The 18594-nt window shown below is 42.6% G+C and carries 23 protein-coding genes; 18 read left to right on the forward strand and 5 right to left on the reverse strand.

All coding sequences use genetic code 11. The features are described 5' to 3' along the window. Positions 1–125: 125 nt before the first annotated feature. Positions 126–620, forward strand: a complete 495-nt coding sequence (locus QMG11_RS08290; protein ID WP_281835062.1) for a GNAT family N-acetyltransferase — start codon at positions 126–128, stop codon at positions 618–620. A gap of 334 nt (positions 621–954) precedes the next feature. On the opposite strand, the gene QMG11_RS08295 is transcribed toward QMG11_RS08290, so the two are convergent. The 3 genes from QMG11_RS08295 to QMG11_RS08305 all read right to left on the reverse strand — a co-directional run bounded on the left by QMG11_RS08295 (position 955) and on the right by QMG11_RS08305 (position 2526). Next, complete coding sequence (locus tag QMG11_RS08295; RefSeq protein WP_281835064.1) at positions 955–1383, reverse strand: hypothetical protein; 429 nt, start codon at positions 1381–1383, stop codon at positions 955–957. Positions 1384–1793: 410 nt separating this feature from the next. Further along, complete coding sequence (locus QMG11_RS08300; RefSeq protein ID WP_281835066.1) at positions 1794–2174, reverse strand: VOC family protein; 381 nt, start codon at positions 2172–2174, stop codon at positions 1794–1796. A gap of 79 nt (positions 2175–2253) precedes the next feature. Beyond that, positions 2254–2526, reverse strand: a complete 273-nt coding sequence (locus QMG11_RS08305; RefSeq protein ID WP_281835068.1) for a MerR family transcriptional regulator — start codon at positions 2524–2526, stop codon at positions 2254–2256. Positions 2527–2699: 173 nt separating this feature from the next. Between QMG11_RS08305 and QMG11_RS08310 the strand changes: the two genes are divergently transcribed. Beyond that, positions 2700–4238 (forward strand): DUF4132 domain-containing protein, encoded by a 1539-nt coding sequence (locus QMG11_RS08310; RefSeq protein ID WP_281835069.1) that lies wholly within the window; start codon positions 2700–2702, stop codon positions 4236–4238. Between the two features lie 168 nt (positions 4239–4406). Beyond that, positions 4407–4547, forward strand: a complete 141-nt coding sequence (locus QMG11_RS08315) for a hypothetical protein (RefSeq protein WP_281835071.1) — start codon at positions 4407–4409, stop codon at positions 4545–4547. A gap of 528 nt (positions 4548–5075) precedes the next feature. On the opposite strand, the gene QMG11_RS08320 is transcribed toward QMG11_RS08315, so the two are convergent. After that, complete coding sequence (locus QMG11_RS08320; protein ID WP_281835076.1) at positions 5076–5570, reverse strand: hypothetical protein; 495 nt, start codon at positions 5568–5570, stop codon at positions 5076–5078. Between the two features lie 163 nt (positions 5571–5733). Between QMG11_RS08320 and ade the strand changes: the two genes are divergently transcribed. Continuing rightward, positions 5734–7452: an adenine deaminase gene (ade, locus tag QMG11_RS08325; protein WP_281835078.1), complete on the forward strand. Its 1719-nt coding sequence runs from the start codon at positions 5734–5736 to the stop codon at positions 7450–7452. A gap of 140 nt (positions 7453–7592) precedes the next feature. Here the strand turns inward: ade and QMG11_RS08330 are convergent, their stop codons facing one another. Beyond that, positions 7593–8072 (reverse strand): S-ribosylhomocysteine lyase, encoded by a 480-nt coding sequence (locus QMG11_RS08330; RefSeq protein ID WP_281835080.1) that lies wholly within the window; start codon positions 8070–8072, stop codon positions 7593–7595. Between the two features lie 441 nt (positions 8073–8513). On the opposite strand from QMG11_RS08330, the gene QMG11_RS08335 reads away from it, so the two are divergent. From QMG11_RS08335 to glpX, 14 genes are all read left to right on the forward strand, one after another. After that, the gene (locus QMG11_RS08335; protein WP_281835082.1) at positions 8514–8957 is read left to right on the forward strand and encodes a YaiI/YqxD family protein; all 444 of its coding nucleotides are present in this window, start codon (positions 8514–8516) and stop codon (positions 8955–8957) included. A gap of 121 nt (positions 8958–9078) precedes the next feature. Further along, positions 9079–9504, forward strand: a complete 426-nt coding sequence (locus QMG11_RS08340) for a bleomycin resistance protein (protein WP_281835083.1) — start codon at positions 9079–9081, stop codon at positions 9502–9504. A gap of 239 nt (positions 9505–9743) precedes the next feature. Then, positions 9744–10016, forward strand: coding sequence for a co-chaperone GroES (locus QMG11_RS08345; protein WP_281835085.1), 273 nt, complete (start codon positions 9744–9746; stop codon positions 10014–10016). A gap of 1 nt (position 10017) precedes the next feature. After that, the gene (gene groL, locus QMG11_RS08350) at positions 10018–11637 is read left to right on the forward strand and encodes a chaperonin GroEL (RefSeq protein ID WP_281835086.1); all 1620 of its coding nucleotides are present in this window, start codon (positions 10018–10020) and stop codon (positions 11635–11637) included. A 217-nt stretch (positions 11638–11854) separates the two neighbouring features. Continuing rightward, entirely contained in the window at positions 11855–12958 is a 1104-nt protein-coding gene (locus QMG11_RS08355; RefSeq protein ID WP_281835087.1) for a M20/M25/M40 family metallo-hydrolase, read from the forward strand. Position 12959: 1 nt separating this feature from the next. Next, a complete protein-coding gene (gene mreC / locus QMG11_RS08360) occupies positions 12960–13763 on the forward strand; it encodes a rod shape-determining protein MreC (RefSeq protein ID WP_281835088.1) in 804 nt (267 codons plus the stop codon). A 3-nt stretch (positions 13764–13766) separates the two neighbouring features. Beyond that, the gene (locus tag QMG11_RS08365) at positions 13767–14330 is read left to right on the forward strand and encodes a LolA family protein (protein WP_281835089.1); all 564 of its coding nucleotides are present in this window, start codon (positions 13767–13769) and stop codon (positions 14328–14330) included. Further along, the gene (gene recO, locus QMG11_RS08370; protein ID WP_281835091.1) at positions 14331–15053 is read left to right on the forward strand and encodes a DNA repair protein RecO; all 723 of its coding nucleotides are present in this window, start codon (positions 14331–14333) and stop codon (positions 15051–15053) included. It begins immediately after the preceding gene. Beyond that, entirely contained in the window at positions 15037–15507 is a 471-nt protein-coding gene (locus QMG11_RS08375) for a PTS sugar transporter subunit IIA (RefSeq protein ID WP_281835092.1), read from the forward strand. The genes recO and QMG11_RS08375 overlap by 17 nt, the downstream gene beginning before the upstream one ends. A 13-nt stretch (positions 15508–15520) precedes the next feature. Beyond that, entirely contained in the window at positions 15521–15973 is a 453-nt protein-coding gene (nrdR, locus tag QMG11_RS08380; protein ID WP_281835093.1) for a transcriptional regulator NrdR, read from the forward strand. A 9-nt stretch (positions 15974–15982) separates the two neighbouring features. Further along, positions 15983–16411, forward strand: coding sequence for a type II 3-dehydroquinate dehydratase (aroQ, locus tag QMG11_RS08385; RefSeq protein ID WP_281835094.1), 429 nt, complete (start codon positions 15983–15985; stop codon positions 16409–16411). A gap of 1 nt (position 16412) precedes the next feature. Next, positions 16413–17234: a DUF368 domain-containing protein gene (locus QMG11_RS08390; protein ID WP_281835095.1), complete on the forward strand. Its 822-nt coding sequence runs from the start codon at positions 16413–16415 to the stop codon at positions 17232–17234. Positions 17235–17238: 4 nt separating this feature from the next. Beyond that, positions 17239–17517 (forward strand): septum formation initiator family protein, encoded by a 279-nt coding sequence (locus QMG11_RS08395; RefSeq protein WP_281835097.1) that lies wholly within the window; start codon positions 17239–17241, stop codon positions 17515–17517. Positions 17518–17525: 8 nt separating this feature from the next. Continuing rightward, positions 17526–18569, forward strand: a complete 1044-nt coding sequence (glpX, locus tag QMG11_RS08400; protein ID WP_281835098.1) for a class II fructose-bisphosphatase — start codon at positions 17526–17528, stop codon at positions 18567–18569. The last annotated feature ends 25 nt before the right edge of the window (positions 18570–18594 follow it).

Consider the following 18594-nt stretch of genomic DNA (forward strand, 5'->3'; position numbering starts at 1 on the left):
TCGGTACTTTATAACAAATTAAGTGGTATGCTGTAAAGGTAAATAAATTTTAGAAGGAATAAGAAGGTATGGAATAAGATAAAAGTAAACTATACTCATACCAAAGTATAAGAGGGGGAAAAAGTATGACAAGATTGGAAAGGATAGGGACAGAAGATATAGGGGACAAAAACCTCCACAAGGTGCTGGAGAGGTGTTCCAGCTACTTCCTCCTACACGAGGAGAAGTTTCCTACCCCTGAAACCCTCAGGGAGATAGTAGAGGAGGTTCCAGAAGGATGGAAGGCAGAGGATAAGCTGGTATTTAAGGTTATGGATAATGAAGAGGAGATAGGACTTGTGGATATCCTAAAGAACTATCCCGATACCGATACCTGGATGATAGGCCTCCTTCTTATAATGCCTGAATATAGGGGATGTGGAGTGGGAGGAGGAGTCCATGGAGAGATAAAGAGGATGGCGTTGAGCAGGGGGATAAAGAAACTTCGAGTAGGGGTACTAGAGGAAAATTTTAGGGGAAGGCAGTTCTGGAGAGGACTGGGATATGAGTTGCTCAAGGAGGCCAGGGTAAACTTTGGAGGAAGGGAGAAGACAGTAGAGGTAATGACCCTGGAGATATAATTAATGTTAAAGTTCAACCCTCATCCCTTTTTAACGGTTTCTCCCTGGCTAAGGAGAAACCTAAAGTAAGGTTTTATAGATTTTTAGTTTCCTCTTTCTAGCTGACTTAGCTTATAAGTATTTAGAATTTAGTGACCGAAGATAGTCGTTAAACTTCACAGGAGGTAACTACTTCGTTCCGTCGGACAGAATAGGTTCAATCTTGAGCCCATAGAAGGAACGGAAACTCTGTGCGATCTCTAAAAGACAATTATCGTAGGTCTTGATTTCTTGGTTACTTCTGTATCAAGACAGAAGTAACGAATCAGAAATATATTAAAAGGAGGAGAGAGTCTTAAGACACTCTCTCCTCCTTTTCTACTTCTTCTCTTTTCAAATCCTCCTCTACCCTCTCAGTTTCCTCCCTGTGTTTCTTAACCTCCTTCTGAAGTTTTTTAAAGTTTGTCTGGAGGGAGTTGAGCCTCAGCTCTATGGAGTTCAGTATCCAGAACTGAAAGTGATTTACTTTCTGCTGCTCGTGGATCATCCAGGCTATCTTTATAGATACCAGAAGAACCCCAAGCTCTATGGATAGGTTGAATGGAATGTAGTGAAGAACTCCTCCTGCAAAAAAGGAGCCCACCACAACTATGAGAAAGATCCCGTTTAATATCTTGTGGTTCCTGCTGCTGTGGGTAGCCCCTATACTTCCTATGAGCTTTTTTACCTTCTCCTGCTCCTTCTTATAGTTTTCCATCTCATGCTCTAAAAACTTCTGATCCATATTATCCCTCCCTGTCTGCTGACTTGATTTATTTTCATAAAAAGAACAATAGTTAAAATTTTATATAATGATATATTATTTTTTCTATAATTTCAACACTGAGAACAGGGGAATATTCTTTATCACATAAATGAATTAGAACATCTGCCATAAATCTTCACCTATTTCCGGGCAAAAGACTGTGGAAGTCTTTATGCAGGTGAGAAAGTTTGATATTTAATAATTAGGACTTTTAAATCGACATTTTGAAAATATCGTAAGTGGAATATGAAAAAGAAGCCTAGAAAGTATAGATTGTTTGAGCAAAGCGAGTTTCGATTCTTTCAGACTTCTTTGATTATGGAATGGATATTTTCAATAAGTCTTGAACTTTTGGTTACTTTTCTTTCAAGAGAAAAGTAACGAATAAATTATCCCACCAACACCACCCTATTCCCTTCGAGATCCAGCACCACACTCTCATAGTAGCCATCCCCTGTGGTTCTTGGCTCCCCTGCAACTATATATCCATCAGTTCTGAGGGTTTTAGTAAGGGTATCCACCTCCTCCCTGCTGCTGACTTTAAAAGCCAGGTGGGTGATTCCCAGTGTCTCTCCCTCCTTCCCCTGGGGAATGCCCTTCCTTCTCATTAGCTCAAGCCTTGCTCCCTCCTCAAAGGTAATGAAATAGGACTCGAAACCCTTAAGGGGATTTGTATATTTTTCATTGCTCCTTCCATTAAAGTATCTGCAGTAATATTCCCTCATCTCCTCTAACTTATCCGTCCATATGGCAATATGATCTATGGTCATCTCTTTAACCTCCCTTCTATACAATCTATCTTTTCATCTATATCCCTTTTTATCTTCAGCAGAAAATTAATCTGCTCCTCTACCCTTCCTCTGTGCTCCTCCAGGAGCTTCCTCCTCTCTCTGAGGGTTCCCTCATCCTTGTGGTGTAGGTCTTTATCTCCTCCAGGGAGAGGCCTATCTCCTTAAGAGCTTTGATATATTCCAGCTGAGAGAGGTTCTCCTGGGTGAATTTCCTCACCCCGCCTGAACCCCTTCTTCCTACCTCTATAATTCCCATTTTTTCATAGTATCTGAGGGTATGCTGACTCAGGGCGAGAATTTTGGCAACCTCTCCGATGGTATATTTTTTCATGCAACCTCCTCCTTTTTTAAGAGTATAAACCCTAGAGTTGACTCTAAGTCAAGTCAAAAATTATACATCTTTTATTATTGGAGGAGAAATCATATATAATTTTAATTTTTGTTAATACCATTAAAGGTATATGATGTAGGGATAGGATAAGAGTTATCAGGAGGAAGGAAGAGATGGTTTGTTCATGTTTACTTACAGATTTAGAGGACTACAGGAGGTGTGCCGACGGAGGGTGCGGGATCTCCATGCCCCAGGTGGAGATAGAGGAGGAGTTTGAGCTGGACTACTACCTGGATGAAGTCTATCCCAGCAGGGGAGAACCTGCCCTTGACCTTGAAAGGATGGAAGTTCCTGTGAGGATTGACGGAGGAAACCCCACCAGGGCTGTAAGTTACCTGATAGATATATACAGAGAGGGTCATGGAGACACCATGAAGGACGAGGGTCTCCTCATAGGGAGCTGCATGACCAGGGAGAGTATGGGGAGGTTTGTGAGAAGCATCTATGATCACTGGAACTATAAGGGGTGCAGGGCATCGGATAAGTGGCTCCTTATGATCCCGGTAATCCATGGTAACAGGTGTAACCTCAGGGAAGTGGAGTCCCTCATCTACAGACTGGGGGGAAACTCCATGCAGAGGATAGCCCTCTACCTTATAGAGGCAATGGTGGTAAGGGGGGATATGGAAGCCCTTATAACCCTCAACAGGATAAGAAAGTTAAGCAAGTATAAGTCCCTGAGAGCAGGGGCCCAGGAAGCCCTGGAGGAGGTGGCCAAGAAGCTGGATATCTCCAGATATGAGGTGGAGGACCTCTTCATAGGTGACATGGGTTTTGGCAGGGGAGACATTATGGTGGACTACGGGGGAGAGGTTATGAAGCTTCACCTGGAGGATGACTTTACCATAGGAATAGAGAGGGAGAGCGGTAGGATAATAAAAGCCCTTCCCAAGAAGCCCTATATGAGTGTGGGGATGATGGAAACCAGAGACAGACTCAAGGAGCTGAAGAAGGAGATAAAGAGGGAGCTCAAGTTGCAGAGGGACAGGCTGGAGGAAGCCCTCAGGGAGTTCAGAAGATGGAGGGGAGAACCCTTCAGGGAACTCCTGTTGAAAAACCTTGTGATGAGCAGACTTGGTAGGTGTCTCCTATGGGGGATCTATAATGGGGATACCCTGGAAACACCTTTCTATGTGGAGGATGACTTCTATACCATAGATGGCAAGAAGGTGGTTGTAGAGGACTCCTCCTCTATAGCCCTGGTACATCCCATGGAGCTTAGCTGGGAGGAGATAGAGGCCTGGAGGTCAAACTTTTCCGAGAGGGTGAGGGAGGATCTCCTGGGGCAGCTTACAAGGGAGGCTCCTTCCTGGGAGGAGGTAGATACCCAGAAGTTTCCCAGATGTTCCAGCCACAGGGTTGCAGGGAGATTAAAGAAGTGGGGATGGAACTCCCCAGAGGAGAATTCCCCTAAGGTTATCAAGGAGGTCCCCGAGTTGAACCTAAGGGCAGAGGTTGCCCTGGATTCTCCCCTCTGCACCAAGGTTGCTGCTACAGAGGATGAAAGAGCAGAGAGTACAGTGGGGGTGAAGAGCATAAAGTTCTACCCCATGAACCTCAAGTGGACACAGGAGAAGAAGCGTGAAACTGCTGGAATTTCAGAGAGGGTGGCAACGGAGCTGACCCTGGAGGTGAAGAAGGCCTTTATTTAGAGGACTCTGTAAACCTTTGAATGTTCTCTAGCTATAATTCAAAGTAAAAAATGGAGTTAAAGAGGAGTTTAATGATTTTTTTTGAATAATAGAGGTGGAACTCCGATGAATAAAGGGATATATTTAGGGTAAAATGAAGTATAAAAAACTTTATAAGGAGGGAGAGCTATGGGAGGATCTGGACATCATGAAAGAGAATATGAAAAAACCTACAGAGAGCTGGCTAGAAAGAGAAGAAAGATTGAGAAGTATGTGGGCAGAATTCTCATGGCTCTCCTTGTAATAGCTATTCTTTTTAGTGGATTTTAAATTATAAAAAATAAAGGACCTGCAGGGGCAGGTCTTTTTTTATATGAGTTTTATTTTATTTTTCTTAAATAGTTACTTTTTATGTTCATTTCTTGTCTTGATACAAGAAACGAACCAAAGAAGATCAAGACTTCTGGTAATTGTCTTTTGGGGTAACTCAGAGTTTCCGTTTCTTTTAGGGACTCAAGATTGAACCTAAAGTGCTCGACGAAACGACGTAGAATATTCTGTGAAGTCAGACGACTACCTGCAGTCGGCCTTCTTTCTAGAAAATACACTTTAATAATGAATTTAGTGGCTAACCAAAATCAAATTACAAGCTCCCCTTTTTATATCGATATAGCTTTGAGCTCAGTCTTCTACTAGCCCTTAAAACAAGTTAAGTTCCGCAGTGATGAGCTAATATATAGATCTATTGAACGAGGACTGTAGCTTATAAAGGGCGTAAAATACTTATTATATCCTGAAGAGATTATAAATAGGGGCACATTTTCTTTGGTTCGTTTCTTTTGCGACAAAAGAAATGAACTAGAGTAAAAGAGTAATCCCAGCCAGGGTAGTAAAAATAAGGTTGAGGGTCAGCCAGATAAGGGCAGGCTTAAACCCCGAAAGGAGTTCCAGCAGGGAGAAGAGGCTAACTAAAAATCCTCCTGTAAAGTAGATGAGGGGGTGCTGGGCAGCATAGCCTACTCCCAGTATGATAAGAGAGAGGGCTCCGAGATATCTTCTATTTGTATCCAGAAAGCCCTTGGTATAGAGGATGTAGAGGACGGGCATACTTACAAGTATGGGGATACTTCCCTTGATGATCTCCCCTGTGGGAAGAAAAGCTGTAAGGGTACCAGAAACTATAACCAATTGGAGACCTATAAAGAGTTTGTGGTGCTCCAGAATTGCCATGATAGTCATCCCCATAGCTCCCAGGAGGAATAGCCACCGCTGGGTCTGAGTAGGGCCACAGAGAAGAGCCAGGATTATAAGAAGCATTCCCAAAATTCCAGGTATCATAGTTTTTTTAAACATAGGGACCTCCTCTAAAACTAAAATAACTTTCTTATAGATATTTTATAGCTCAACAGGATAAATCCCTTTTTTTCCAAGAGGATGTGGAGAAATTTTAGGGAATAATTATTTATACACTATGTGCATCCTGAGTGCATAAGAACTTCTACAAGGGAGGTAGTTTATGAATAATCTGAGGGAATTTATCGACGTATCAACGGGAAGGATGAAAGCAGACATAGTATTTAAAAATGGAAGGATAATAAATGTATTCAGTCATGAGATAATAGAGGGAGATCTGGCTGTTCATGGGGGATATATTGTGGGGGTGGGAGAGTTTCAGGGTATTCATGAGATAGATCTAGATGGTGCCTATATTTCCCCGGGGCTTATAGATGCTCATGTTCATATGGAATCCTCTATGCTCTCTCCTGAAAATATGGCGGAACTTATAATCCCCCAGGGGACAACCACTATTATAACGGACCCCCATGAGATAGCCAATGTATCCGGTTGCCGCGGGATAGAGTATATGCTAGAAGCTACAGAGGATATACCTCTAAATGTATTTGTAAACCTTCCCTCCTGTGTCCCGGCAACTCCCTTTGAATCCTCAGGAGCAACACTGCTGGCAGATGACCTAGAGGGTTTCCTGTCTCATAAAAGGGTGCTTGGATTGGCTGAATTCATGAATTTTCCAGGGATAAGATCAAAGGATCCAGAGGTAATGAAGAAGCTGATGGCTGCCAGAAGAAGAGGGATGGTAATAGACGGCCATGCTCCAGGAATGGCTGAAGAAGATGTTATTATCTATGCTGGAGCGGGGATATCCACGGACCACGAATCTGAGACCTTTGAGGAGATGCTCACTAAGATAAGGAACGGTCTCTATACACATATCCGAGAGGGATCAGCAGCCAGAAATTTAGAGGCTCTTGCCAGGGAACTCCCAGAAAATCTTACCAGGTGGTGCTGTCTCTGCACCGATGACTCCCATCCGGAGACCCTTCTGAAGGAGGGACATATAGACCACCTCTTGAAAAAGCTTGTGGCCCTGGGGAGAGACCCGGTAACAGCTATTCAGATGGGAACAATAAACCCCGCCAGATGTTATAAACTGGAGGGGATAGGAGCTCTGGCACCAGGGTATGCAGCAGACATAGTTGTATTTGAAGACCTGGTGAACTTTAGAGTACTGAAGACCTATAAGGATGGAGTGGAGGTCTACAACGGAAAAAGCCCAGTGAAGATAGAGGGGAGGTATATGGACGAAAAACTTCTTTCCAGTGTGAATGTCCAGGTAGAAAGGAAGGATCTGAAGATTTATGTAAAGGGGAAGAGGGTTAATATCATAGAGCTTATACCTGGAAGTCTTCTCACGAAAAAAAGCCAGGCTCAGGTTGTTTTGGTGGACGGAGAGTTTCAGCCTGAAAATAATGAGGGGCTTTTAAAGCTATTCACCATAGAAAGACACCACGGAACGGGAAATATAGGAAGGGGAATAATAAAAAACCTGGGGGATCTAAGGGGGGCTATTGCCACCACCATCTCCCATGATTCCCATAACCTTATAGTGGCAGGGGACAGGGATGAGGACATCTTTCTTGCCATAGAGGAGATAAAGAGGATAAAGGGGGGAGTATGTCTGGTACACAGGGGAAGGGTAATCGTATCAATCCCCCTTGAGATCGGCGGAATTATGACCCAGAGACCTGGGAAGGAAGTGGCAAAAAAGATGAGGGAGTTTATGAGGAGCTCCCGAGAGTATGGAGTGAGTGAGGGGATAGATCCCCTTATAAACCTTTCCTTCTTGGCACTGCCGGTGATTCCCGAGCTCAAACTGACGGACAGGGGGTTATTTGAATTCACCACCTTTAAACATATCTCCCTGGAGTGTGAGTGACTTTCCTATATAATAAAAAGGACCTGATTATTAAGGTCCTTTTTATTATATAGGAAAGTATAGAATTTATAAAAAGTTACTTGAAGTAATCAGTATTCTTTTGATTATCAGGATGCAACGTCACGTTGCTTTTTAAAAGTTTATTTTGGATAGACGAGGTTCTCCTCCCCTATATCTTCCAGTACCTCCTCCAGGAACTTCTTAGCTTCAAACCTTGCCATGGGCAGGTTCATATCCAGGTAGTTTCCGCAGTCTCTGGCTGTGGCTCCCGGTACCTCATCTTTGAACTCAGCCATAAATTCAAACATCTCCCTAAGAATGGGAAGAATATCCCTTGGCTGCAGTTCCCCCTTGAAGATGACGTAGAAGCCTGTTCTGCATCCCATGGGCCCAAAGTAGACGGTCTTTTTATCCCACTCCCTGTGGTTTCTCAGAAAGGTGGCTCCCAGATGCTCCATGGCATGGAGTTCCCCGGTATTTATCACAGGCTCCAGGTTGGGCCTCTTCATCCTGATATCAAAGGTGGTCAGGACACTTTCTCCAACCATATCCCTTCTGGACACATAGACTCCCCTCAACAGATCCAGGTGGTTAACTGTAAAGCTAGCTATCTTTTTCATTGGATCCCCCCTTAAAAAAAATTTTTACTATTATAGCACAGGAAAAATGTGAGATAAAATTAAAAAAGAGATCTACCATGGTTTTTTAATTTTTATTAAGGTGGTAGTTTTTAGGTGCCTCTTTCAATGGTGATGTGACCTTTTACCTCAAATAATCTGTCTAGGCCGTACGACAAAATAAGTTCCGCAGTGATTAACTGAGATATTGATCTACTGAACGAGGACTGTAGCTTACAAAGGCCGTAAATTAATTATATCTGCTTAAGAAACATTTTAAAGAGGTGTCTTTTCTTGGGTACTTTCTTTGGACAAGCAAAGAAAGTACAATGAATTGAAAAAGAAGAAAAATCCTTTAACAGGGTAGATAATAGTAATATTAAAATAAATTGAAGTATAGTAAACTATTAGGTAAGAACGGTTTTAGGAAGGAAATGAAATGAAATGAGGATTATAGTAGATGCAGATGCGTGCCCCAAGGGGGCAAAGAAGGCCTGTGAGGAGCAGGCGGCAAGATATGGTGTGGACCTTGTAATGGTGGTAGATGAAGCCCACGAGCTCAGCGGGGACTTTGAAGTTGTACAGGTGGGCCAGGGGAATGATTCAGTGGACTACAGGATAACCACTATGTGTGAACCAGGAGATATAGTGGTGACCCAGGACTATGGTCTGGCTTCCATCCTCCTTGAGAGAGCCGGGGGAGTGATCCACCCAAAAGGGATGATATACAATATATTCAATATAGAATCCCTTATGTTTCAGAGGCACATGGGGCAGAAGGCCAGAAAGGCAGGAAAGAGGACCAAGGGGCCCAAGAAAAGGACCACAGAGGATGACAGGGAGTTTGAGAGAAACCTTATCTCCCTGCTGGAGAGGATTAAAAAATAATATGTTTTTATTGTAAAGAAAAGCATAGAGTGATTTGGCTATAAAAAGCAGTTACGTAGGATTAGCATGGGTGGAGCGTCACGCTCCTTTTATTGAACTTACAGTATAAAGGAGGGGGCTTTTGAAGTTTAATACCTTGATACCGGAGCTGGTGGTAACCGACCTGGAAAGGAGTTTAAAGTTTTATGTGGAGATCCTGGGATTTACACTGGAGTATATGAGGGAGGAGGACAGGTTTGCCCTCATCTCCCTGGGAGGGTCACAGCTTATCCTGGAGGAGGGGGCAGAGAACCCCTGGGATGAAGAGGATATGGTCTATCCCTTTGGAAGGGGGATAACCATTTCTATAGAGGTAAAGGATGTAAAATCTATACTAAAACTCCTCAGGGAAAACTCCTGCGAGATCAAGGGGGAGGTAGAGGAGAGGTGGTATCCCTTCAAGGGAAAGTTCCTGGGGGAGAAGCAGTTTTCAGTGGTGGACCCAGACGGATACCTTTTGAGAGTTATAGAGGATCTGGGGGAGAAAAAAATTAAGGAAAAAATTTAAACTCTTTTGTAGGAAGAAGCGTCATAAAGATATAGCAGATAGGCAATAATAGTTTTTTCATAAAATTTTTCCTTTTTTAAAACAGCCATTTCCTCCCAAGTTAGTGGCTGTTTTTTATTGAAAAAAATTAAAAGGTAGTTAGGGATTGACTAACTTCCAGAATATATTATAATGGTTAATAGGATTAGCACTCTTAAGAAAGGAGTGCTAAAGATTCTTGAGATTTCAGGGAGGCAGATGTGAGTATAAGACCTATAGGAAAAAGAGTATTAGTTATAGAGGAGAAGATAGAGGAGAAGAGGGCCAGCGGCCTTATCCTTCCAGGAAGCAGCGAGGAGAAGACCATCAGGTATGGAAAAGTTACCGCTGTGGGAGGTTCTGTAAAAGAGGTAGCCGTAGGAGAGAGAGTTATCTTTGAGGGCAGAAGCGGAAGAAGTATAGAGGATGAGGGAGCAAGATATATCCTCTTAGAACTTGAGGAGATACTGGCTGTAGCAGAGGGAGAGAGGTAATATGACTAAGATTATAAAGTTTAATGAAGAGGGAAGAAAGAAGCTGGAGGCAGGGGTAAATACCCTGGCTGACACTGTAAAGATAACTTTGGGACCCAGAGGAAGAAACGTGGTGCTGGAGAAGGCCTATGGGGCTCCCCTTATAACCAACGACGGAGTATCCATAGCCAAGGAGATAGAGCTGGAGGATCCCTTTGAGAATATGGGAGCTCAGCTTATAAAGGAGGTAGCGACCAAGGCCAACGATGTAGCTGGTGACGGAACAACCACTGCAACAGTGCTGGCTCAGGCCATTGTAAAGGAGGGCCTCAAGATGGTAAGTGCCGGAGCTAACCCAATGTTTATAAAGAAGGGGATAGAGAAGGCCACTACAGAGGCTATAAAGCACCTGAAGAACAGAGCCAAGAAGGTGGACTCCATAGAGGAGATCTCCCAGGTGGCATCCATCTCAGCAGCTGATGAGGAGATAGGGGCTCTTATAGCCAAGGCCATGGAAAAAGTTGGAGAAACTGGTGTAATAACTGTAGAGGAGGCCAAGTCTTTAGAGACTACCCTGGAGGTAGTGGAAGGAATGCAGTTTGACAAGGGATACCTTTCACCGTATATGATAACCGATCCAGAGAGGATGGAGGGGGACCTGGAAAACCCATTTATCCTCCTTACAGATAAGAAGATAAACAATATGAAGGATATCCTCCCGGTATTAGAAGCTACTATGCAGGCGGGAAAACCTCTTCTTATTGTAGCTGACGACCTTGAGGGAGAAGCCCTGGCTACCCTAGTGGTAAACAAGTTGAGAGGAACCCTAAATGTAATAGCTGTAAAGGCACCTGCCTTTGGAGACAGAAGAAAGGCTATGCTGGAAGACATCGCAATCCTTACTGGAGGGGAGGTGATCTCCGAGGAGAAGGGGATGAACCTGGCAGATACAGATCTGAACCACCTGGGACAGGCTAAGAGGGTAAAGGTAACTAAAGATCTCACTGTTATAGTGGATGGTCTTGGAGACGAGGAGAATATCAAGGTCAGAATAAACCAGATAAGAGCTCAGATGGAGGAGACAACCTCCGAGTATGACCTAGAAAAACTTCAGGAGAGGCTGGCAAAGCTTTCTGGGGGAGTAGCTGTGGTAAAGGTGGGAGCAGCAACTGAAACGGAGATGAAGGAGAAGAAGCTTCGTATAGAGGATGCCCTCAATGCCACAAGAGCAGCTGTAGAGGAGGGAATAGTTCCTGGAGGAGGAACTATACTTCTTGAGATAGTTAAGGATATGGAGGAGTTTACTTTAGAGGGTGAGCAGGGAATAGGAGTGGAGATAGTGAAGAAGGCTCTTATGGCTCCCCTGAGACAGATAGCTGAAAATGCAGGCCTAAATGGAGGAGTGGTACTGGAGAAGGTTAAGAACCTTCCAGAGGGACACGGATTCAATGCAGCTACCGAGGAGTATGTGAACCTCATAGAGGCGGGAATCATAGATCCAGCCAAGGTAGCAAGAGCTGCCATCCAGAACTCAGCATCGGTATCGGCACTGATCCTTACTACCGAGGTAGTAGTGGCAGACAAGAAGGAAAAAAAGGAGGATCCAATGGCCCCAGGAATGGGTATGCCGGGAATGATGTAGGATCCCTCAGTTAAGAAAGTTTGCCTCCCTGGGGAGAATTGCTCCTTAAGGGGGATTATACACAGTAGTTATAAAAAAGTGTTCCAAGTATAAATCAAAGTGATGATTTTGGCAAAATGTATTCAAAAAATAGACAGAGTGTTTAGACTTCCTTTACAAAAGGGGAAGGATAGTATATAATCAAGGGGTATCAGAATAAGTTAGGGGGTTCCAAAAAATGATAAACGAAAGCAGACTAGTAGAAAACTTTTTAGAAATGGTAAAGATACCGTCACCTTCATTAAAGGAGAGAGAGGTAGCAGATTACCTTAAGAAAGTATTGGAAGAATTAGGTTTAGAAGTTATAGAGGACAATGCAGGAGAGGCAATCGGAGGAAATGCCGGAAATATAATCGGTATCCTAAGAGCCCCAGGAAAGAAGAAGCTTCTTTTCAGTTCACACATGGATACAGTGCTTCCTTGTGATAAGATTACTCCAATAGTTGAGGGAGGAATCATCAAAACAGACGGAACATCTGTACTAGGAGGAGATGACAAGGCTGGAATCGCAGCTATCATCGAGATGCTAAGAATAGTAAAGGAAAATAACATAGATCACCCAGAGATCATCGTAGTATTCTCTGTGGCAGAGGAGATCGGACTACTAGGAGCTAAGAACTTCGACGTAGATAAGTATAAGCCGGACTTCGGATTCATCATCGATACAGGCGGACAGCCAGGAAACCTTACTGTACAGGCTCCAGCAGCAGTAAAGGGTAAGATCAAGGTTGTAGGTAAGCCAGCTCACGCAGGTATTGCACCGGAAAACGGAATCAACGCACTTACTGTAGCTTCTCACGCTATCACTAAGTTAAGACTTGGAAGAATAGATGAGGAAACTACATCAAACATCGGAGTAGTATCTGGTGGACAGGCTGTAAACATTGTAATGCCTGAAGTAAGCATGATGTATGAGGCTAGAAGTTTACAGGATGAGAAGCTTGACGCTCTTGTAAACGAGACTTTAGATATCTTCACTAAGACTTGTGAGGAGTTTGGAGCAGAGTTTAAATCGGAGATCAAGAAGGGATACAGCAGCTTCAATATGGACAGAGACGCTGAAGTTGTAGAGATGTTTGGAACAGCTTGTGAGAAGGCTGGAATCCAGTTTACAACTCTAGCAAGTGGTGGAGGAAGCGACACAAACATCTATAACGTTAAAAACATTCCTTCAGTAAACATGGCAATCGGAATGAGCAAGGTACACACAACTGAGGAATTCATAGCAATTAAAGATATGGTAGATTGCTCTAAGATCTTAGTAGAATTAGTAAGAGGTTAATATGAAATTTAAAAAAGTAGGCGGGCCGAAAAAAAGGCTCGCCCATTACTTATTTTTTATAATCTTAATCCTTTTGGTCTTCAGAGGACCTTTAGAGGGAATCAAAAAGGGAGCAGAAAGGCTCTTCTTCCCGGTGAAAAGTATCATCTATACCAAAACCAATGATATAAAAGAAGGAATTAAGAATATAAAAAATTATAAGATAGCAATGAATGAAAATAAGAATCTGAGGGTGGAGGTAGCCAAGCTTGAGATCCTTCGTAATAGAAACAAGCATCTGGAGGATGAAAACGCAAGGTTAAGGAAGCTCCTGGAGATGAGAAAAAGAATTAAACGTTCCTTTAAGGTGGCCAAGGTAAACTTCAGAGACAGTATTACCTACCATGAAAATATCTATATAGACCTTGGAAGAAACCAGGGGATAGTGGAGAACATGGTGGTTCTTTCAGATAAAAACCTTATTGGAAGGGTGAGGGAAGTACACGACAATGATTCCATGGTTGAGCTCCTCACTAAAAATGACATCTATACAAGTGTCCTCAGTGAGCAGCACGAGGTCCTCGGGGTACTTAAGGGGAACAACTCTGAAATCCTTACCCTGGACAATGTATCAGTGGACAAAAAACTAGAGGTAGGGGAGAAGCTCTACACCTCAGGAATAAGCGATATCTACCCAAAGGGTCTCTATATTGGAGAGATCACAGAGATCCAGGAGAGCGAGGACCAGCTCTTTAAGGAAGTTACGGTAAAACAGGATTTCAATATATTTGATTTGAATGAAATTATCATAATGGAAGAGGAGTAGAGTATGAAAAAATTATTTGTCTCAGTAGTGCTGTGTGTATTAAGTATAGTTTCCATGGCTCAGACGAAAACAGTTTCCAGTATAGAGAGCTTTAAGTTTGATGCCAGAGAGGTAACTGTGGTAAACAACAGAAAGAGAGTTAAGGAGTATAGGGTGGCGGCTAAGCTTCCAGACCTTATCCGTAAGGAGATTACCTTCCCTGAGGAGAACAAGGGAGAGGTTTATATCTACAAAAAGGATAAAAAGATAGTATACCTTCCCCTCTTTGAGCAGAGCTACGAGGAGAACCTGGACAATGAGGAAAACTATATCATCAAGGTGATAAAGGACCTCAAGGAGAGGGAGCAGGCGGACCCTGTATTCAAGGAGGACTTCTATGCAGGAAGGATCAAGGAGATATCCTATGAAAACGGCCTTAAGATAAAATTCGATAAGCTGGACAGGATATCCGGGTACTACTTTCCTGTAAAGATAAGGGTCTACGATGTAGATGCCCTTATATCCGAGGTGGTTATTAAGAATGTACAGGTAAACCTTCCCCTTGGAAAGGAAGAGTTTGAGATCTAGATGAAGTTTTTAAGTACAGATGGAATAGTAATAAATAAAAGGGATACAGGGGAGGCAGATAGATATCTGACCCTCTTTACCCCAAGGTATGGTAAGGTAAATCTCTATATAAAGGGAATAAGAAAATCTAAGAAAAGAGACAGGAGTGCTGCAGACGTCCTGTCTCTTTCCAAGTTTATATTCTACAAAAAAAATGATAATCTCGTAGTATCTACCTTCGACCTGAAGGATCCCTTCCTGGGAATAAGGTCGGATATGGAAAAGATAAACATAGCTATGTATCTGTTCTCTGTTCTAAATTTCACATTAGTGGAAAACCAGAGAAGCAGCTATCTCTACAACATTTTTCACAAAACCTTAAAATACCTGGAGGAAAGTCAGGAAAGTTCAAAAAAGTATTTGCTTATTTGCTTTTTTTTAACTAAAATAATAGATGAGGAAGGAATAAAATTCCAATTAAATGAAGGAAAATACTTTGATCTGGAGAAGTCAAGGTTTTTTGCCGAGAGAACTTCAAGCTCCTGGGAGGTTGGAGAGGATGAAAGAGAGATATTAGAAATATTAGTTGTTGGTGGTAAGGGCAAGAAAATAAGTGTTAATAAGTTGGATAAAATAATAAGAGTGATAAACATATTGGAGAAATATATAAATTATCACCTCCATACTAACCTTAATTTCAAACATTTTTTAGGGGAGGATATAAAAGATGCCAAAGATAGTTAAGATAACAGATCACCTTTCAAAGGATTTAATCTGCTTGGATCTAAAGAGCAGCAGCAAGGATGAGGTACTAAAGGAGTTATCGAGCCTTATAGGGGAATCTGAGAGTATTACAGATGAGGCGCAGACCTATAAAGCGCTAAATGAGAGAGAGAAGCTTGGAAGCACAGGAATAGGAAAGAATGTTGCTATCCCCCATGCAAAGACAGACTCTGCTGAAAGATTAACTATAGCTTTTGGAGTGAGCAGGAAGGGAATAGACTTTGAATCCCTAGATGGGGAAAATGTAAATATCTTCTTTGTATTTGCATCTCCACTGAGAGACAGTCAGATCTACCTGAAGGTTCTTGCAAGAATATCAAGACTTATAAGAAATGAAGAGTTCAGAAACAGATTACTCTCTGTAAAGACACCAGAGGAGATCATTGAGTGTATAGATAGAGAAGAAAATATTTAGGCGGTAGCAGTTTATGAAATGTCCATATTGTGATTCTGAAAATACGAAGGTTATTGACAGCAGATCCTACTCTGAGGGTTACTCCATAAAGAGAAGAAGAGCATGCAATGACTGTAAGAAAAGATTTACTACCTATGAAAAGGTAGAAGAGGTGCCATTTTATGTGGTGAAGAAGGATAACAGCAGAGAAAAATTTGACAGGGAAAAGGTAATGAAGGGTCTTATCCGTGCTACAGTGAAGAGAAACATCAGCATGGAAGCTCTGGAAACCTTTATACTAGATATAGAAAAGCAGCTGCAAAACTCCCTCAACAATGAAATATCCACAAGGGACCTTGGAGAACTCATTATGGAAAAGTTAAAGTATCTGGATGAGGTTGCCTACGTGAGATTTGCATCGGTATATAAGGATTTTAAGGATATTAAATCCTTTATAGAAATAGTAGAAGACATAAAAAAAAGGTAGGAAGAGCGCATGAGAGTATTGGTCATACACGGCCCAAACCTCAACCTTCTGGGGAGAAGGGAACCTGAGATCTACGGGCACCTTACCCTGGAAGATATCAATAGTATGATAGAGGAAAAAGCTGCAGAGCACTCCCTCGAGGTGGAGATCTTTCAGTCCAACCATGAGGGTGCTATAGTAGAAAAACTGCATGAACACTATGGAAGAAGCGATTATTTAGTGATAAACCCCGCAGCCTTTACACACTACAGTATTGCCATAAGGGATGCTGTGCTGGCAGTGGGATTAAAAACAATAGAGGTACACCTTTCGAATATTCACTCCAGAGAGGATTTTAGGAAAAAATCCGTAATAGCAGATATAGCAGTTGGTCAGATTTGTGGACTGGGATATCGTGGATATCTCATGGCACTGGACTACATAAAGGAGGCAGAATAGAATGTTTAGTAACATATGGAAGGGTGCACTGATCGGAATTGCCAATGTAATACCAGGAGTCTCTGGGGGAACATTGGCACTTATTTTAGGTATATATGAGAGGCTCACAGAGGCCATAGGGGAGTTCTTTGAGTGTACCCACAAGAAGAGGATGGAGTATATAGTTTTCCTCTCCCAGATAGCTGCAGGGGTAGTGGGAGGAATCCTGCTCTTCAGTAAGCTCATAAAGTATCTATTTGAAAACCATTATGAGGGGACAAGCTTCCTGTTTTTAGGACTGATTGTGGCTTCCCTTCCTGCGGTAATCCACCACAGAAAGAAGATCACTCCAACTAGAGGAGAGAGCGTACTCTTTCTCATTGGGGGATTGATTCCCCTGGCATTTTTCTTTTATAATGTGCACTATGGTAATACAATGCAGGCTATGATAGCGGGGGATATGACTCCCTACTACATGGGAAAGCTAATCTTCTGTGGAGTTATGGCAGGGGGGGCTATGATAATCCCGGGAATATCAGGATCCCTTCTTCTGATTCTTCTGGGAGAGTATGCAAATATCGTGGGCTTTGTAAGTGACTTTAAGGTTGTTCCCATAGGACTTGTGGGAGTGGGGGCTGTTCTTGGAATAGTTCTTTTTGCCAAGGTTATGGACAAGCTCCTTAAGAGGTATCACGACGAGACCCTCTACTTTGTACTGGGGATAATAACCTTCTCCCTGATAGAGGTGTGGCCTGGAATAACTATGGCTCCTATGAGTATAGCAAGGGATCTCATAGCCTTTGGAGCAGGAGTGATCCTGGTAAAGAGTATAAGATCGAGGTAGGTAGATGAGATTAAAAAATAAGGTAGAACTTGTGCTGACTCTATTTGTAATTCTTGTGGGATATATCTTTCTTCCTAAAATATACAGAAGTCACATAAAGATAAACAAGCTCTATACGGAAAAAAAATCCTTAGAATTAGAGGAAAAAAATGTTAGAATACGTATAGCTGGGCTTGATAAAAGTATAGCTGAGCTTCATAACGACTACTTCATCGAGAAGCAGGCAAGGGAAAAGCTGAAGATGAAGAAAAAAGGTGAAAAAATATATAGGTTGACCGATTAGGAGGAGTAATGAAAAGAGAATTAGGTTTAGAGTTTGCCAGAGTGGCAGAGGCGGCAGCTCTAGCAGCTTACAAGTATGTGGGTAGAGGAGACAAGGAAGCAGCAGATCAGGCAGCGGTAGATGCCATGAGAACTATGTTTAACAGAATCCACATAGATGGGGAGATTGTAATAGGTGAGGGAGAGATAGATGAGGCTCCTATGCTGTATATTGGAGAGAAGGTAGGAATCTGTAATACCGAGGAAGCGACTGAAAAGTCTGCTATAGTAAGCACTCCAGTTGATATTGCAGTGGATCCAGTAGAGGGGACAAGAATGACCGCTCAGGGTCAGGCTAACGCTATCACGGTACTGGCTGTGGGAAACAAGGGGAGTTTCCTAAAGGCACCGGATATGTATATGGAAAAGCTAATTGTAGGACCAGAGGCAAAGGGTGTAATCGACCTGAATAAGCCCCTTATGGAAAACCTTAAGGCAATCTCGGAAGCTATTGGAAAGCCATATGAGGATATGACTATTGTGGTACTGGATAAGCCTAGACACAAGACTGTAATAAAGGATCTTCAGGACCTAGGACTTAGAGTATACGCTCTTCCAGACGGAGACGTGGCAGGATCTATCCTGACATCGGTAATAGATTCAGATGTGGATGTACTCTACGGTATCGGAGGAGCACCAGAGGGTGTTATCTCTGCAGCTGTAATAAAAGCTCTTGGGGGAGATATGAACGCCAAGCTAAAGCTTAGAAGCGAGGTAAAGGGAGTATCCCTTGAAAACGACAAGATCTCAAACTATGAGAAGAGCAGATGTGAGGATATGGGAATCGACCTTGGAAAGGTTCTTATGATGGACGATATGGTAAAGGACGATGAGGTTATCTTTGCTGCCACTGGAATCACAAGTGGAGACCTTCTTGAGGGAATCAAGAGAAAGGGGAATATCGCTAGAACTCAGACCCTTCTTGTAAGAGGAAAGACTAAGACTATCAGATACATCAACTCGGTACACAACCTTGACTACAAGGATGAGAAGATAAAGAAACTTGTTAAATAGATCATTTAAGAACAGCAGGGAAGCC

This window comes from Propionigenium maris DSM 9537, from assembly GCF_027925155.1.
In the GTDB taxonomy this organism is placed as follows: Bacteria; Fusobacteriota; Fusobacteriia; order Fusobacteriales; family Fusobacteriaceae; genus Propionigenium; species Propionigenium maris.

What these genes read in the sequence shown, in the direction of transcription:
- QMG11_RS08290 (WP_281835062.1), top strand. Translation starts at nt 126, where the DNA reads ATGACAAGATTGGAAAGGATAGGGACAGAAGATATAGGGGACAAAAAC.
- QMG11_RS08295 (WP_281835064.1), bottom strand. Translation starts at nt 1,383, where the DNA reads ATGGATCAGAAGTTTTTAGAGCATGAGATGGAAAACTATAAGAAGGAG.
- QMG11_RS08300 (WP_281835066.1), bottom strand. Translation starts at nt 2,174, where the DNA reads ATGACCATAGATCATATTGCCATATGGACGGATAAGTTAGAGGAGATG.
- QMG11_RS08305 (WP_281835068.1), bottom strand. Translation starts at nt 2,526, where the DNA reads ATGAAAAAATATACCATCGGAGAGGTTGCCAAAATTCTCGCCCTGAGT.
- QMG11_RS08310 (WP_281835069.1), top strand. Translation starts at nt 2,700, where the DNA reads ATGGTTTGTTCATGTTTACTTACAGATTTAGAGGACTACAGGAGGTGT.
- QMG11_RS08315 (WP_281835071.1), top strand. Translation starts at nt 4,407, where the DNA reads ATGGGAGGATCTGGACATCATGAAAGAGAATATGAAAAAACCTACAGA.
- QMG11_RS08320 (WP_281835076.1), bottom strand. Translation starts at nt 5,570, where the DNA reads ATGTTTAAAAAAACTATGATACCTGGAATTTTGGGAATGCTTCTTATA.
- ade (WP_281835078.1), top strand. Translation starts at nt 5,734, where the DNA reads ATGAATAATCTGAGGGAATTTATCGACGTATCAACGGGAAGGATGAAA.
- QMG11_RS08330 (WP_281835080.1), bottom strand. Translation starts at nt 8,072, where the DNA reads ATGAAAAAGATAGCTAGCTTTACAGTTAACCACCTGGATCTGTTGAGG.
- QMG11_RS08335 (WP_281835082.1), top strand. Translation starts at nt 8,514, where the DNA reads ATGAGGATTATAGTAGATGCAGATGCGTGCCCCAAGGGGGCAAAGAAG.
- groL (WP_281835086.1), top strand. Translation starts at nt 10,018, where the DNA reads ATGACTAAGATTATAAAGTTTAATGAAGAGGGAAGAAAGAAGCTGGAG.
- QMG11_RS08355 (WP_281835087.1), top strand. Translation starts at nt 11,855, where the DNA reads ATGATAAACGAAAGCAGACTAGTAGAAAACTTTTTAGAAATGGTAAAG.
- mreC (WP_281835088.1), top strand. Translation starts at nt 12,960, where the DNA reads ATGAAATTTAAAAAAGTAGGCGGGCCGAAAAAAAGGCTCGCCCATTAC.
- QMG11_RS08365 (WP_281835089.1), top strand. Translation starts at nt 13,767, where the DNA reads ATGAAAAAATTATTTGTCTCAGTAGTGCTGTGTGTATTAAGTATAGTT.
- recO (WP_281835091.1), top strand. Translation starts at nt 14,331, where the DNA reads ATGAAGTTTTTAAGTACAGATGGAATAGTAATAAATAAAAGGGATACA.
- QMG11_RS08375 (WP_281835092.1), top strand. Translation starts at nt 15,037, where the DNA reads ATGCCAAAGATAGTTAAGATAACAGATCACCTTTCAAAGGATTTAATC.
- nrdR (WP_281835093.1), top strand. Translation starts at nt 15,521, where the DNA reads ATGAAATGTCCATATTGTGATTCTGAAAATACGAAGGTTATTGACAGC.
- aroQ (WP_281835094.1), top strand. Translation starts at nt 15,983, where the DNA reads ATGAGAGTATTGGTCATACACGGCCCAAACCTCAACCTTCTGGGGAGA.
- QMG11_RS08390 (WP_281835095.1), top strand. Translation starts at nt 16,413, where the DNA reads ATGTTTAGTAACATATGGAAGGGTGCACTGATCGGAATTGCCAATGTA.
- QMG11_RS08395 (WP_281835097.1), top strand. Translation starts at nt 17,239, where the DNA reads ATGAGATTAAAAAATAAGGTAGAACTTGTGCTGACTCTATTTGTAATT.
- glpX (WP_281835098.1), top strand. Translation starts at nt 17,526, where the DNA reads ATGAAAAGAGAATTAGGTTTAGAGTTTGCCAGAGTGGCAGAGGCGGCA.